Genomic DNA, 14,824 nt, shown 5'->3' on the forward strand with positions numbered 1-14,824 from the left:
TTAAGGTAATTAAATGAACATGACAACTTCATATTTATTTCTGATTTTAGCTGTTTTTTTAGGAGTCACATCAAATAGTTTTGCAAAAAGTGCTGAAGGGTTCACTCTTCTAATTCCAAGTATTATTACAGGAATCACAATCGTTTTATGTATGTATGCACTTTCAATGGTGATGAAAAATATCCCGATGGGAATAACTTATGCATCATTTGCTGGATTAACAATTATTTCAACTGTAATTGTTGGTGTAATTAGATTCAATCAAATGCCAAATCTTTATTCAATGATTGGTTTGGGTTTAATTATAATAGGTGTATTAACGGTTAACTTGTTAGGAAATAATTAATTATGATTTCAAAAAAATATTCTCAAACTTTATTTATGATTTTTATGTCATTTGGAATGAGTGTTATAATGAGCGGTGTTGTTACTGCAGTAAACACTGGCATTGGTGATGGTTTTTTAGAGAGATATTTTAACTCTTGGTTATTTGCTTTTCCAGTTGCATTGCTTGCAGCTTTTACTATGGCTCCAATTATGAGACCTCTAGTTAATAAAATTGCCTCAAAAGATTAGTTATAAAAGAATTGTAAAAATTTTACGGAAAAAAATATTGTAAGAAGAATTATTTAAATTATCGAAACTTTATTATTTATCAAAATTTAATTCAATAAATATATTTAACATAAAGTAAAATAAATGTTTTGAATGCAATGTTTGAAAATGTTATTGTGTGGATATATATAAAGGAGGTCGATTATGAATTTATCACCACCTGACACATAACTGGTGTGATTAAATAATCAAAGACTAATTAAGATCGAAAAAATATAAAGTCCATTATTATGGATTTTGGCGCATACCGCTAACTTACAGGGGAACTCTTTTGGGCTTTCCGAAAGGGTGAACCCCTTAAAAGACAAGTTAAAAAATAGATGGCAAAACGTGAGTACCATCATCATTTAAAGTAATATCAAATTCATTTACTACATTAGAAATATCTAGTGGTGAATATAAATGTGGAAACATATTTCCATCTGATGCTTGTTCCCAAACTAAATGATCTAGCTTTAACGTATCTACCTTTAATAAAATTAAATCTTTTTGGTTTTGGTAAAATTTTTTAAGCGTTCCGGCAACTTGATCATCACCTGAAAAGTGAATGTAACCATCTTCTAAATCTTTTTTAGAACCTGTAAATTGACCCTTGCTCTTAATTTCTTGCCATTCAGATTTGGTACATATTTTATAAACAAATTTGAAGTTCATTTAAAATTTATATTATTCAGTGGAGATGATGACAATAAGAAACTTCCCTCTTTCGAGGGAAGCTAATATTAACTATCTAATAGAGAGAGAAGATAATGTTAATTTTTGAATTTTGTAAGCTCCTTATAGACGGCACCTTAAGATATTAAAATGACTTATTGTCACTACAGCAATGCAAAGATTGAATACCTTATTTTATCTGTTCATTTAGTGAACATTTTACCAGGATGAATTTGGTTGAGCTAGAAACTCTATTTCCTCAGGAGTAGATTTTCTACCTAGCACTAAGTTTCGATGAGGATATCTATGAAATTTCTTTATTACTAAAGTGTGATCTTTCCAAGATTTTTTTATAGAGATTAAACCTGGATGATCTTTTAAGAATTTATCTAGTAGATAATATGACATATCATGATCTGTGATCTCTTCACTGTGAATTAGTGGTAATATCATAAACAATCTTTGATCTTGATCCATTTCATCTAAAAAGCCTGCATAAACGGAATCGTTAACTATCAACCTTGCTTTATGATCTTGGATAAAAGCTTTCGGATCATCTCGGAACATATTTCTTGAAAACTGGTCAAATAAAATAATTAGAGCCAAAGAACCAAGGGGGCTATCTTGCCAATCATCATACTCATTTGAACTTGCTAGCTCATAATCTTTTAAAAAATTCTTTTTTATTAGTGCATCAAAATCTCTATGTTTTTGAAATCTTTTTTTTGGTGGGGTTTCTTTAAACCAAAAATCAATTATCTCTTTAGCTTTTTTATTCATCTATTTATAAAGTAATACTGAATTCTCTTTTTCATTTGAAACTGGCTTTAAAAGCTTAAGCATTTTATTATGTATTGTTTGATTAGATGATACTAGAATACTTCCAGCATTAACTGCATCTCTATTATCCCAAGTAGTTACAATACCTCCTGCAGCTTTTATAATTGGCATCAATGGGTGGATATCCCAAATTTTATTAGTTGCTTGAAAGACAACATCAATTTTTCCCTCACATAAATGGGAATAACTTAATGCATCTGCAGTTGGAAATTGCATTAATTTTAAAACTTTTGGAATTCTCATTTGTTGTTTAAGAGAGATTGCCCCATGAAATGCTCCTGATACTTTTATTTGACTAAATGGTATATTTTTTGAAACAGAGATTTTTCTTTTTTTACCCTTTTCAAAAACAAAAGAGTTTTTATTATCAAAATTTAAATAGTATTTATTTAGTATTGGAAAGTTTGCTAAACCAACAACGGGTATACCTTTAAAATTAAGAGATATTAAATTGCTCCATGTTGGATTGCCTATTACAAATGATCTTGTTCCATCAATCGGGTCTATAACCCATGTATAATCACTAGTTGATTTTTTGTGACCAAATTCTTCACCTATAACTTGATGACTTGGAAATTTTTTTTTAATTTTTAATCTAATAAATTTTTCAAATGCTTTGTCAGCGCTTGTAACAGGATCATAGCCTTTACCTTTAAGTTTGTTAGATATCATGAAAGTTTTATTAAGTTTTGAAAAATAAAATTTATTTAAGTCTTTTGCTAAGGTATTTAGAAAGTTAGAATATAAGTTGTAATCCTTTTTATTTAATAAATTCATTAAATTATATTTTCAATTTGTTTTTCAGCTTCTTTAATTGATTTCTCATAATCTAACGCCATTTGATCGGCACTTATTACTTCAACTTTTTCAATTCCAAAGAAGTTTAATATAAATTTTAACCATGGAGTTAAAAAATCCTCTGAGCTATTTAATTTAGTTCCACCTGAAGTAATTACTAAATAAGCTTGTTTATTTTTAAGTAATCCCTCTCTTCTCCCATTAGGTTTAAACCTGAAAGTCTCACCAATTCTTGCTGCTAGGTCACACCAAGCTTTAAGAGTTGCTGGTGGGCCATAATTATAAATTGGCGCTGAAATTATAATAATATCACTTTCTTTTAATTCACTTACAAGTTTATCTGATAGTTCAAACATTTTTTTATGCTCTTCAGTTTGGTCTTTTTCTGCAATCTTCATTCCAGACTCAGTTAAACCACTAACAAAAAGCATATCGTCATCTAAATCTCTATAAATTACTTCATCACCTGGTTTTTTGATTTTATTTAATAGTTTTTTTGCTAATGCTCTTGAACTTGATCCTTCTTTTCTGGCACTTGAGTCAATTTGATAAATTTTCATAAGTATAGATTGTTATTAACCTATTAACCGAAGTTTTGCAAAAAGGGCAAATAGTTTAAAATATAGTAGCCAAGAACTTGTAATTGATTTGTTAAAATTAAAATTCCTGTAATAAGAAGTATTATACCACCACCTTTTGTGACTAAATTAATATTTCTTTTGAAGTTTTTTGAAAATAATAAAAATTTTTGCATCAAATAACCTGATAAAATAAAAGGTATCGCTAACCCAAGAGAGTAAAAGCTTAAAAGTAAAATTGCTTTGTAAATAGTTTCTTCTGTAGAGGCTAAAGCAAGTATCGACCCTAAAATAGGCCCAATACACGGTGTCCATCCAAAGCCAAATGCCATTCCTACAATAAATACAAAGAAAATATTATTTGATTTTTTTGTATAAAATTTCTTTTCAACATTAAGAAATTTAATATTTAAAATACCAATTAATTGAAGGGAGAATATAATTATTATAACTCCTGCAATTGATCTTAAAATTTGAGAATTTTGTAAAAGAATTTGACCCAAAAAAGAAGCAGTTGCACCAAAGATAATAAACACAAAAGAAAAACCTAATGAAAAAACTATCAACGGCAATAAATCTATTTTCTTTTTTTCTAAAATTTCATTTAATGTGTTGCCACTAATAAAGGAAACATAACCAGGTATTAATGGCAAGACACATGGTGATAAAAAGCTGATTAAGCCAGCGCCAAACGCTATTGCTAATTCAATCATATCATCCTGTATTTTTCATAGCTGCAGATATACCTGCAATAGAAGTCATTAATGCATCATCAAGAAATTGTTTTTTATTTTTATCTAATTTTTTTAATGTAAGTTTTTTCATAACTATTGATTGAGTTATGTGTAACACCTCAGAATAGATATTTCTAATAATAACAGATGTTCTAAATACTTTTCTTTGTTTTCTTATTTGAGATGGCGTGATTACTTTATTTAATCTTTTTAATGTTTTAAATTGCAACCTTAACTTTTTTCCTACAATTTTAAGGTTTTTATCTGCTAGTTGGTTTTCATATACTTTTGATATTTCTGGATCAACTTTAGAAATTACCATATCTAAAATATCCATTGTTGAATTGAAAAATGGCCAGTTTTTTTCCATATCTATTAGTGTTTTTTTAAATACCTTGGATGAAGCATAATTAAGAGCCTCTGTTGTGCCAAGCCATGCAGGTAAAAATAATCTAATTTGTGTCCATGCAAAAACCCAGGGGATAGCTCTTAAACTTTGTATGTTATCAACATTTTTTCTTTTTGAAGGTCTCGAGCCAATTGAAAGTTTACCCAATGCTTTGTGTGGGGTTACAGTTCTAAAATATCTTATAAAATCTGATTTTTCATTAATATTACCTCTATAAGATTTCATAGAAATTTCTGACATTTTTTCAATTAATTGTTTCCATTTTATCTTGGGCTCTGCTGGAGGGTTTAATGTTGCTTGAACCACAGCACCTATATAACTGCATAAATTATATTTTGCTAATGGTTCATAACCATATTTTTGTTGGATAACTTCACCTTGGTCTGTAATTCTAATTTTTCCATTAACTGAATTTGCTGGCTGTGATTTTAATGTTGCTTGGATTGGCCCTCCGCCACGCCCTGCAGATCCACCTCTTCCATGAAAAAAAGTAATATCAATTTTATACTTCTTGGCTAATTTCAAAATTTCATCTTGCAATTTATACTGATGCCAACTAGCAGATAATTTACCTGCATCTTTACTTGAGTCTGAATAGCCAATCATAATTTCCTGTTTATAATTAATCGATTTTCTATACCAGGGTAACGAAAATAAACTTTTCATTATTGACTTAGCATTTCTCAAGTCATCCAAAGTCTCAAATAAAGGAACTACTCTTAATTTATTGATAATTTTGGCTTCTTTTTGTAAATAGGCAACAGATAATATATCGGATGCCGCTGATGTCATTGAGATAACGTAGGCTCCTAAACATTCTTTAGGCTGATCCACAAGTACATTAAATGTAGACCAAACTTCTTTGTTTTCTTTATTTTTAAATAAAGATTTTTTTATTAAATTTTTTTTACTTTTTATCTTTGAAGATAGAAAAGCAATTTTTTCACTTTCATTCCATGAAAAATAATCTTTGTTGTATTCTTTTTTTACAATTTCTGAGATTAATTTTGTATGTCTTGAGGATTCTTGTCTAATATCCAATTTAGCTAAATTAATTCCAAAACATCTAGCGCGTCTAATTAAGTCTAACAAGTCACCTTCAGCAATATTTTCACTTTGGTTTCGGTTTAGTGAGTCTCTCACAATTCTCAACGGTTTTAAAATTTCATCAGTATTAGATAAAAGTTTTTTATGGTCTAATGCTTTTTTATTAACCAGATGTTCTTTTATTAAAATATGTGTTGCACGTAATTTATCCCTCAATGGTCTTAAAAAAACCCTATAAGGTTCAAATGTTTTACCTGTTATATTTAATATTTGTGTAGAACACTTTTTCATAGACAGTGAACGGATTAAATTTGTTAATTCTCTTTCATATAACTTTGCAGCTTCCCATCTAGATAAAAGTAAAGCTTCGCTAGTAACTTCTGCTGTAACATTTGGATTGCCGTCTCTATCACCACCCATCCATGATCCAAATTCAATTGGATTAAAATTTCTTGGAAGTGATTTTCCCATATTTTTAAGAAAGATGTTATTTAGCCTTCTATATACTTTGGGAACAGAGTCCCAAAGACTATCTTCTATTACTGCCAATCCCCATCTTGCTTCTTCAGACGGTGTAGGTTTGGATCTTTTAAGCTCATCTGTATTCCATATAATGGTTATTTCATTATATAAATCTTTATCTAAGGTTTTTAATTTTGATAGATTTTTTTTATATAAGTCTCTTTGTTCTAAAATTTTTATAATTTTGTTATATTTTTGTATTAGTGTTCTTCTTTTAACTTCTGTTGGGTGTGCTGTTAAAACAATTCCAATATTTAGTTTTTTTGCAACATCATAAATTTTTTTATTGGTAATTTTTTTATCTTTAAAAAGTTTTTCAAATATTTCTTCAATAAAAATATTTTTATTACTGTTTTTTTTATTATTTTCATATTCATCAAGTTTTCTTGATGCATCTGTAGTCTCTGACAGATTTATAAAGTTCATGAAATGATTAAAGGCCCTTGCTAACTTAAAAGTATTTTCAGGGTTTAGATTTTTAATTTTATTTAAAATATTTTTAAAGGGATCTTTGACGTGTTTATTGGCTAAATTTGCCTTGGAAAGTAATCTCGTATCTTCTACTAATTTAAAGAAACTTGGCCCCTCTTGTTTTTTAATTACCCTACCTAAAATGTCACCTAAGTATCTAACATCTTCTCTTAGTGATTTTGTTGGAATTCTTTCGTAATAAAGGTCTCTTTTAATCATCTTACTTAATTATTGTTCTAGAATAACTTTAGAATTTTGCACACCCAAACTATCAACATTTAGTCTCATCTCGTCACCTTCCTTAAGAAAAACAGGAGGATTCATGCCAAGACCAACTCCTGGAGGGGTACCGGTAGTAACTATATCACCAGGCATTAATGTTATAAAGCTTGTGATATGAGCTACCAAAAAGTTAAAATTAAAAATCATTTGGTTGGTGTTACCTGTTTGATGTCTATTACCATTAACATCTAGTGTTAAGTTCAAATTATTAACATCTTTGATTTCATCTTTGGTCACCAAATAAGGTCCTAAAGGTCCAAATGTATCACCAGATTTACCTTTAACCCATTGACCCCCTTTTTCTTTTTGCCATTCACGCTCACTGATATCGTTGCAGATGCAGTATCCAAAAATGTAATCTTGTGCATCTTTTTCCAAAACTCTTTTTGCTTTTTTTCCTATAACAAAAGCAATCTCAACTTCATGATCTAATTTTTTTGAAGTCTTGGGTATAATTATATTATCACTTGGTCCAACTATAGAATGAACTGACTTATTAAATAGAACTGGGTTCTCTGGTGTTTTTGCACCTGTCTCTTTTGCATGCTCAACATAATTTAAACCGATTGCAAAAAAATTTCCTGGTTTAGAAATACAAGGCCCTATTCTTTCATTTTGATTTATCTCTTCTAAACTCTTCAAATCTATTTCTTTAATTTTATTCAAAGTTTCAAAATTAATACTTTCAGGATTTAAATCTTTAATAACTGAAGATAAATTTCTATATTTTCCTTCATTATCTAATGCTACAGGAATTTCTTGTCCTGCTTTTCCAATTCTTAAAAATTTCATTTTTTATTTATCTTTTCAATTGCATTATATAAAGAGCTATGATCAGTATTACCATGTCCATCTGCTACTAGATCTTTATACATTTCTTTAATTAAACTAGAAATAGGCAAATGAGTATCAACAGCTTTTCCGGCATTAATGATATTAGTCATATCTTTTAATTGCGTTGTAGTTTTTCCTTTTGGAGAGAAATCTTTACCAATCATTCTTTTTCCATGAGTTTGTAATATTTTACTATCAGCCCATCCTCCTGATAAGGCTTCAATCATTTTACTTGGATTAGTTCCAGATTTTTCGCATAAAGTAACTGCTTCTGCTACAGCTCCAATAGTAACACCTACAATTATTTGATTTGCTAGTTTTGAAATTTGACCAGATGTGACTGGGCCTACTAGTGTTGGGTTGCCTAATATTTTAAGTAGATCATAACATTCTTTAAATGTTTTTTCATCACCACCCACCATGATAGCTAAAGAAGCCTCTTCTGCTCCAATTGTTCCTCCAGATACAGGTGCATCTAGATAATTAATATTTTTTTCTTTTAAAATCTCAGCATATTTTTTTGTAATAACGGGATTGACAGAACTCATATCAATTACTGTGGCACTTTCTTTAATGTTGGATATAAATTCATCACTACCCATTACTTTCTCTACCGCAGCATCATCTGTAAGCATTGCAATAACTACATCAGAATTTGTAACAACGCCTTTGATAGATGTGGATATTTCTGCTCCAAATTCTTTTAATCTATCTGCTTTATCTTGGGATCTATTATAGGCTTTTAAATTATAACCTGATTTAAGGAGGTTTTTTGCCATGGGAAACCCCATAAGGCCAATTCCAATAAAACCAATATTCTTCATATAACTTATATATAACCTATACTATTTTCTTAACTACGCTTAATCGCTTTATAATTATCATTATATCTTAAAGGATTTTGGCTGAATTCCCTTAATATTTGTCTTTATCTTAAATAAAGAGCCTGAAAGTTTATATTTTTTAATTTCATTTTTACTCATACCTTTTAAAGCTGTTGATACAAAAATTTCGTTATGATTCAATCCACCAAAAATACAATTTGTAATATTTTTTGCTGGTAAATTAATTTTATGAATTTTTTTACCTTTTGGATTATAAACGGAAATACACGCTCCACCAAAATGACAAACCCAAATATTTTTTCTTGAGTCAATTGTCATTCCATCAGGTGAACCATCCTTTTTAGAAAATTTTAAAAATTTTGTTTTTTTAACTATTTTATATTTTTTATTTATTTTAATTTTATAAATTGTTTTACTACGACTATCAGTGTGTAAAAAATTTTCTGCATCTATAAAAGCTGGTCCATTTGTAATGTAATATTTTGTATCCACTTTATGAATATTAAGTTTTTTGTCTAAACAATATAAAGATCCATTTTTAATGGATCTCTCAGGGTTATCCATAGTTCCAAACCACAGTCTACCTTTAGGGTCTATCTTTCCATCATTTATTCTATTTAGAGGTATATCTTCTTCAATTGGAATAGATCTAATAGTTTCTTTATTTTTAAGATTAATAATTCTAAGCTCTGATTGTAAACCAAGTATAAAAATATCTTTTTTAATATGAGCAAGAAACCCAATTTCTTTATCTACTTTAATAATTTTTTTTTTATTAGTTTTTATATTTAAAGTTAAAATTTTTTTTTTCTTAATATCAACAAAGTAAATTGAATTATGTGATGGCACCCATAGAGTACCCTCACCTAATATTGCTTTTGAATTCCAGATAACTTTAGGCTCTGAAGTTATGATATTCAAATTATTCTGCTACAACTTTTGAGTTTTGTTCACCTAAATTATCAATCGACAATCTAATTGTGTCACCTGCTTTTAAAAACACTTGAGGTTTTTTTCCCATACCCACTCCTGGAGGTGTTCCAGTTGTAATAATGTCACCTGCTTGTAATGTCATAAACTTACTTAAATATGAAACTATAAAGAACACATTAAATATCATCTTATCTGTATTTCCAGTTTGCATTCTTTGTCCATTAACATCCAAGCTTAAATTAAGACTGTTGATGTTAGAAATTTCACTTTTAGTGACCAAATATGGTCCAATTGGTCCATATGTATCATGTGATTTTCCTTTAACCCACTGACCCATCTTTTTAAGTTGCCACTCTCTTTCACTCACATCGTTTACTAAACAATATCCAAGAATGTGACTTTCAGCATCTTTTTCATCAATGTTTTTAGCATCTTTTCCAATAACTATTCCCAATTCAACTTCCCAATCAAGTTCTTTTGAATCTTTTGAAATTTGAATATCATCATTTGGACCATTAATTGAGCTTGTTGCTTTCATGAATACAATGGGTTCTGATGGAGCATCCATACCAGACTCTGCCGCATGATCAGAATAATTTAAACCAATTGCTACAAACTTTCCTGGTTTATTAATACACGCACCTATTCTCTCAGAATTTAAAATTTCAGGTAAGTTTTCTAAATCTATACTTTCTAATTTTTTAATAGTTTCAAAATTTACAGTATCTGAATTTAAATCAGTAATATGAGAACCTAAATCTCTAATTTTTCCATTTTTATCTAATGCTGCTGGTTTTTCTTTTCCTTTAACACCTACTCTTAATAGTTTCATAGTTATCCTTTTTTTAATTTATTAAATTGAAATTCCACCATCAACAGAAATTGTTGTTCCTGTGGTAAATGTTGCATCGTCTCCAGCTAAGTAAACTGCTACAGCTGCTATTTCTTCTGCTGTTCCCAACCTTCCCATTGGTTGTCTTGCTATAAAATCTTTCTTAGCTTGTACCGGGTCCGGACTTTGATTGACCCTATCTTGCCAAGAAGGTGAAAATACTGTTCCAGGTGCAATAGAATTACATCTAATATTTTGTTTTACAAAATCTGCAGCTATTGATTTAGTTAAGCCAATTACCGCTCCTTTTGTAGTTCCGTAAACAAATCTATTTGGAAATCCTTTAAGGCTTGAGGCGCATGACGAAACATTAATTATACTTCCACCATTCTGTTTAACCATTAAAGGTAAAATTGCTTTACACATTTGATACATAGATTTAACATTCACATCAAAAGAAAAATCCCAATCTTTTTCTTCACAATCTAGAATAGTCCCATGGTGAACAAAGCCCACTGCATTGAACAAAACATCAACTCTATCTACGCTTTTCATAAATTCCAAAATAGCATTATTGTCTGTTGAGTCTAGAGTGTGAACTTTAATTTTAGGATATTCTTTATTTAATTCAGCTAAAGTTTTATCATTTAAATCTGTTGCCGTTACATTTGCACCTTCACTATGAAATGCTATAGCAGTTGCTTTGCCAATTCCCTGGCCTGCTGCTGTTACAATAATATTTTTACCTTCTAGTCTATTGCTCATGTTTTTCCTTTTTTTAATGTGAATGCCTAGGCATTCCTTTTGTGTTTGTTATATCTAAATATAAAGATTCAGTCTCTAAGCAAGCACCAGTTTCTAATTGACCCACCATTTTTCTTGAAATTTCTTGCCACGGTGTTTGGTTTATTAATACTGGGATCTTTGTATTTTTTTTTCTGTCAGCAATCTCTGTCTCTGATATTAATAAATCAATTCTTCTATTGTTGAGATCAATCTTAATTTTATCTCCTGTTTGAACTATCAATAAATCACCACCAATGGCTGATTCTGGTGAAACATTCAATATAGATGGACTTTCAGAGGTGCCACTTTGTCTGCCATCTCCTAATGTTGGAAGAGTATTAATGCCCTTTTTCAACAATCTATCTGGTGGCTGCATATTCACAACTTCTGCTGATCCAGGATATCCAACAGGTCCACAACCTCTAATCATTAAAATTGAATTTTCATCTATATTTAACTTTTCATCATTAATTCTTGCATGGTAATCTTCCGGACCTTCAAATATTACTGCATTTGCTTCAAATACATTTTTATTTTTTGGATCTGATAAGTATCTTTTTCTAAACTCATCGCTGATAACCGATGTTTTCATAACAGCAGAACTGAAAAAATTACTTCTCATAACAATATAGCCAGCATTTTCTACTAATGGATTTTCAAATGATTTAATAACATTAGTATCAACATCTATCTTTATCTTTAAATTTTCCTCTACAGTTTTCCCAGATACTGTAAGTACATTTTTATGTAATTTATTATTTTTTAATAATTCTTGCATAATAGCTGGAATACCACCAGCACTGTGAAAACTTTCCATTAAATGTTCTCCAGCTGGCTGACAATTTACAAGTAATGGAATATCGTGACCTAATGTTTGCCAATTTTCTATATCTAATTCCAAACCCATATGTCTTGCTATAGCGGTAAGATGTGGTGGACAGTTGCTTGATGCACCTATTGCGCTTGCAACTAATATTGCATTTTCAAATGCTTCTTTGGTCATAATTTTTGAAGGTGTTAAATCTTCATGAACCATATCAACAATTCTTTTTCCTGTTTCAAATGAAATTTGTGATCTTTCTCTGTATGGAGCAGGTATAACTGCACAACCTGTTAAAGACATTCCTAATGCTTCTGCTATAGAATTCATAGACGAAGCAGTTCCCATTGTATTACAATGACCTATACTAGGTGCTGATGCAGCAACCATATCCATAAATTCATCATAAGTAATCTCTCCTTTTGCATGTAACTTTCTAGCTTCCCAGACAACTGTTCCTGACCCTACTTTTTTTCCTTTATAATTTCCATCAAGCATTGGACCGCCTGACAAAACTATAGCTGGAATGTTTACAGTCGCTGCAGCCATCAATGCTGCTGGTGTAGTCTTATCACAACCAGTGGTTAAAATTACTCCATCTATAGGATACCCAAATAAAACTTCTACCAAAGATAAATAAGATAAATTTCTATCCAAACCTGCTGTGGGTCTCTTACCCGTTTCTTGAATAGGATGAGTTGGAAATTCAATAGGTATTCCTCCAGCTTGTCTAATCCCATCCTTAATTCTACTACTTAATTCAAGAAAATGTCTATTACATGGTGATAGATCACTACCTGATTGTGCAATTCCAATTATAGGTTTTCCTGATTGTAATTCTTGTCTTGTCATTCCATAGTTTAAATATCTCTCCAGATATAAAGCTGTAAGAGCTGGATCATTTGGATTATCAAACCACTGTTTGCTTCTTAATTCTTTTTTTTTCATATCTATTAATTGGTTATAACCAACCTTTATCAACTATATAATCTTGATTTGTGCAGCCAGATGAAGCATCAGAGCCAAAAAATAGAACAGTTTTGGCAATATCTGAAGGCATTAACTTATGTTTTAAACACTGCTTTTTCATCATATCAGCTTCTGATTCTGGGGTTAACCACTTCTCAATTTGTCGTTCTGTCATTACCCAACCTGGAACAACAGAGTTTACCCTTATATTGAATTCACCTAAGTCTCTTGCAAATGATCTTGTTAAACCAACAACACCTGATTTTGCAGCAGTATAAGCTGCCATTCCACCTTGTCCTATCATCCAAGAAACAGAGCCAATATTTATAATAGAGCCACCTTTATTTGCTATCATTCCTTTTTTAACTGACTGAACTGTAAAAAAATAATGTCTTAAATTAATGTTCATTCTTTCGTTCCAAAATTCTTCAGTTACTTCATCGATAGAATGTCTCTCGTCATTTGCTGCATTATTTACCAAAACATCAATTGCTCCATTATTATCAATAATTTTTAAAATAGTATTTTGTAAATCTTTTATATTTAATAAATCACACTTTATAAAAGTTGGAATAGAAAAATTTTTGTTTTTACATTCTAGAACTAATTTATTTGATGCTTCTACATTTATATCTATAAAATATACTTCTGAACCTTGTTCACAAAAATGCTCTACTATAGATGCACCAATTCCAGAACCACCTCCTGTAATAAAAATTCTCTTATTTTTTAAATCTTCATAAATAGCTGTCATTTAAATCCTCTTTTTTGAATCTTTATCAAATAAAGAAATTTGAGATGTATCAATATTTAATTTTAAATCTTTATTTATTTCTATATCAAATGTGGAAGAAAATTTACCCAGAACTTGTTGACCTAAATAATCAAATGTTACTATTTGTTCATGACCTGTATATTCTAATAGCTCTGATTTTAAACTGATTTCAAAACAATCAGGATTGATTTTTTCAAAATAAATATGTTCTGGTCTAATTCCTAAATAAGCCGATACTTCATTGCCATCAAATTTATTTTTAAAAGAATAATTTCCAACTGGTATTTTAATACTATCATTTGAACCATTTGGCATAAAAACAATATCATTGTTATCTTTTGTTAACTTACCTTCAACCAAATTCATTGATGGAGATCCAATAAAATCTGCAACAAAAATACTTTCTGGCTTATTGTAAATATTTTTAGGAGTGTCACATTGCTGAATTAGTCCATGGTCCATGATTGCAATATTTGTACCTAAGCTCATTGCCTCTGTTTGATCATGAGTAACATAAACTATAGTTGTACCAAGTTTTTGATGCAGTTTTTTAATTTCTCTTCTCATTTCAACTCTTAATTTTGCGTCAAGATTTGATAACGGTTCATCAAATAGAAAAATTTTAGGATCTCTTACTAATGCTCTACCCATTGCAACACGTTGACGTTGACCACCAGATAATTGAGATGGTTTTCTATCTAATAGTTGAGTTATTTGTAATAAATTAGAAACATCCTCTAATGCTTTTGCTATTTTTTCTTTAGGGGTTTTTCTTTGCTCTAAACCAAATGTTACATTCTTTCTAACAGTCATTGCTGGATAAAGAGCATAAGACTGGAACACCAAAGCAATATCTCTGTCACTTGGCTCCATATTATTCACAATATGATCGTCTATTAAAATATCCCCACTATTAGCGGTTTCTAGACCAGCTATAGTGTTCAATAATGTAGATTTTCCACAGCCAGATGGTCCTAAGAGCACAAGAAATTCACCATGTTTAATATCTAGGTTAATTCCTTTTAAAACTTCCGTTTTTCCAAAATTTTTATTTATGTCATTAATTTTTAAAGTTGCCAT

At 29.9% G+C, this 14,824-nt stretch carries 16 protein-coding genes; 2 read left to right on the forward strand and 14 right to left on the reverse strand.

Annotation, left to right across the window (positions count from 1 at the left end; translation table 11 throughout):
• The first annotated feature begins 13 nt into the window (after positions 1 to 13).
• Together ABXT39_RS04455 and ABXT39_RS04460 are read left to right on the forward strand one after the other, a co-directional pair.
• The gene (locus tag ABXT39_RS04455) at positions 14 to 346 is read left to right on the forward strand and encodes a DMT family transporter (protein ID WP_415294506.1); all 333 of its coding nucleotides are present in this window, start codon (positions 14 to 16) and stop codon (positions 344 to 346) included.
• 2 nt (positions 347 to 348) lie between these two features.
• On the forward strand, positions 349 to 576 hold the full coding sequence (locus tag ABXT39_RS04460) for a DUF2798 domain-containing protein (protein WP_415286829.1): 228 nt from the start codon (positions 349 to 351) through the stop codon (positions 574 to 576).
• 348 nt (positions 577 to 924) lie between these two features.
• Here the strand turns inward: ABXT39_RS04460 and ABXT39_RS04465 are convergent, their stop codons facing one another.
• From ABXT39_RS04465 to ABXT39_RS04530, 14 genes are all read right to left on the reverse strand, one after another.
• Positions 925 to 1,269: a DUF952 domain-containing protein gene (locus ABXT39_RS04465; RefSeq protein WP_415294508.1), complete on the reverse strand. Its 345-nt coding sequence runs from the start codon at positions 1,267 to 1,269 to the stop codon at positions 925 to 927.
• Between the two features lie 219 nt (positions 1,270 to 1,488).
• A complete protein-coding gene (locus ABXT39_RS04470) occupies positions 1,489 to 2,049 on the reverse strand; it encodes a DUF924 family protein (protein WP_415294509.1) in 561 nt (186 codons plus the stop codon).
• On the reverse strand, positions 2,050 to 2,886 hold the full coding sequence (locus tag ABXT39_RS04475) for an inositol monophosphatase family protein (protein WP_415294510.1): 837 nt from the start codon (positions 2,884 to 2,886) through the stop codon (positions 2,050 to 2,052).
• Positions 2,886 to 3,467, reverse strand: coding sequence for an FMN-dependent NADH-azoreductase (locus ABXT39_RS04480; RefSeq protein ID WP_415294511.1), 582 nt, complete (start codon positions 3,465 to 3,467; stop codon positions 2,886 to 2,888). The genes ABXT39_RS04475 and ABXT39_RS04480 overlap by 1 nt, the downstream gene beginning before the upstream one ends.
• Positions 3,468 to 3,490: 23 nt before the next feature.
• On the reverse strand, positions 3,491 to 4,198 hold the full coding sequence (locus ABXT39_RS04485; protein ID WP_415294512.1) for a cytochrome c biogenesis CcdA family protein: 708 nt from the start codon (positions 4,196 to 4,198) through the stop codon (positions 3,491 to 3,493).
• Between the two features lies 1 nt (position 4,199).
• Complete coding sequence (gene ppc, locus ABXT39_RS04490) at positions 4,200 to 6,887, reverse strand: phosphoenolpyruvate carboxylase (protein ID WP_415294513.1); 2,688 nt, start codon at positions 6,885 to 6,887, stop codon at positions 4,200 to 4,202.
• 9 nt (positions 6,888 to 6,896) lie between these two features.
• Entirely contained in the window at positions 6,897 to 7,742 is an 846-nt protein-coding gene (locus ABXT39_RS04495; protein WP_415294515.1) for a fumarylacetoacetate hydrolase family protein, read from the reverse strand.
• Positions 7,739 to 8,608 carry an NAD(P)-dependent oxidoreductase gene (locus ABXT39_RS04500; protein WP_415294516.1) on the reverse strand — a complete coding sequence of 290 codons (870 nt, stop codon included), beginning with the start codon at positions 8,606 to 8,608 and terminating at the stop codon, positions 7,739 to 7,741. Before ABXT39_RS04500 ends, ABXT39_RS04495 begins: the two co-directional genes overlap by 4 nt.
• Before the next feature lie 60 nt (positions 8,609 to 8,668).
• Complete coding sequence (locus ABXT39_RS04505; RefSeq protein WP_415294518.1) at positions 8,669 to 9,550, reverse strand: SMP-30/gluconolactonase/LRE family protein; 882 nt, start codon at positions 9,548 to 9,550, stop codon at positions 8,669 to 8,671.
• A gap of 1 nt (position 9,551) precedes the next feature.
• The gene (locus tag ABXT39_RS04510; RefSeq protein WP_415294519.1) at positions 9,552 to 10,394 is read right to left on the reverse strand and encodes a fumarylacetoacetate hydrolase family protein; all 843 of its coding nucleotides are present in this window, start codon (positions 10,392 to 10,394) and stop codon (positions 9,552 to 9,554) included.
• Between the two features lie 21 nt (positions 10,395 to 10,415).
• Positions 10,416 to 11,159, reverse strand: coding sequence for an SDR family oxidoreductase (locus tag ABXT39_RS04515; protein WP_415294520.1), 744 nt, complete (start codon positions 11,157 to 11,159; stop codon positions 10,416 to 10,418).
• A 13-nt stretch (positions 11,160 to 11,172) separates the two neighbouring features.
• Positions 11,173 to 12,948, reverse strand: a complete 1,776-nt coding sequence (locus ABXT39_RS04520; RefSeq protein WP_415294521.1) for an IlvD/Edd family dehydratase — start codon at positions 12,946 to 12,948, stop codon at positions 11,173 to 11,175.
• Between the two features lie 13 nt (positions 12,949 to 12,961).
• The gene (locus ABXT39_RS04525; protein ID WP_415294522.1) at positions 12,962 to 13,723 is read right to left on the reverse strand and encodes an SDR family NAD(P)-dependent oxidoreductase; all 762 of its coding nucleotides are present in this window, start codon (positions 13,721 to 13,723) and stop codon (positions 12,962 to 12,964) included.
• On the reverse strand, positions 13,724 to 14,824 hold the full coding sequence (locus ABXT39_RS04530) for an ABC transporter ATP-binding protein (protein ID WP_415294523.1): 1,101 nt from the start codon (positions 14,822 to 14,824) through the stop codon (positions 13,724 to 13,726).

Origin of the sequence: Candidatus Pelagibacter sp. Uisw_113 (genome assembly GCF_047717815.1) — a bacterium.
Classification (GTDB): Bacteria; Pseudomonadota; Alphaproteobacteria; order Pelagibacterales; family Pelagibacteraceae; genus Pelagibacter.

Coding starts and splice junctions, on each gene's coding strand:
- ABXT39_RS04455 (WP_415294506.1), top strand. CDS start 14: ATGAACATGACAACTTCATATTTATTTCTGATTTTAGCTGTTTTTTTA.
- ABXT39_RS04460 (WP_415286829.1), top strand. CDS start 349: ATGATTTCAAAAAAATATTCTCAAACTTTATTTATGATTTTTATGTCA.
- ABXT39_RS04465 (WP_415294508.1), bottom strand. CDS start 1,269: ATGAACTTCAAATTTGTTTATAAAATATGTACCAAATCTGAATGGCAA.
- ABXT39_RS04470 (WP_415294509.1), bottom strand. CDS start 2,049: ATGAATAAAAAAGCTAAAGAGATAATTGATTTTTGGTTTAAAGAAACC.
- ABXT39_RS04475 (WP_415294510.1), bottom strand. CDS start 2,886: ATGAATTTATTAAATAAAAAGGATTACAACTTATATTCTAACTTTCTA.
- ABXT39_RS04480 (WP_415294511.1), bottom strand. CDS start 3,467: ATGAAAATTTATCAAATTGACTCAAGTGCCAGAAAAGAAGGATCAAGT.
- ABXT39_RS04485 (WP_415294512.1), bottom strand. CDS start 4,198: ATGATTGAATTAGCAATAGCGTTTGGCGCTGGCTTAATCAGCTTTTTA.
- ppc (WP_415294513.1), bottom strand. CDS start 6,887: ATGATTAAAAGAGACCTTTATTACGAAAGAATTCCAACAAAATCACTA.
- ABXT39_RS04495 (WP_415294515.1), bottom strand. CDS start 7,742: ATGAAATTTTTAAGAATTGGAAAAGCAGGACAAGAAATTCCTGTAGCA.
- ABXT39_RS04500 (WP_415294516.1), bottom strand. CDS start 8,608: ATGAAGAATATTGGTTTTATTGGAATTGGCCTTATGGGGTTTCCCATG.
- ABXT39_RS04510 (WP_415294519.1), bottom strand. CDS start 10,394: ATGAAACTATTAAGAGTAGGTGTTAAAGGAAAAGAAAAACCAGCAGCA.
- ABXT39_RS04515 (WP_415294520.1), bottom strand. CDS start 11,159: ATGAGCAATAGACTAGAAGGTAAAAATATTATTGTAACAGCAGCAGGC.
- ABXT39_RS04520 (WP_415294521.1), bottom strand. CDS start 12,948: ATGAAAAAAAAAGAATTAAGAAGCAAACAGTGGTTTGATAATCCAAAT.
- ABXT39_RS04525 (WP_415294522.1), bottom strand. CDS start 13,723: ATGACAGCTATTTATGAAGATTTAAAAAATAAGAGAATTTTTATTACA.
- ABXT39_RS04530 (WP_415294523.1), bottom strand. CDS start 14,824: ATGGCAACTTTAAAAATTAATGACATAAATAAAAATTTTGGAAAAACG.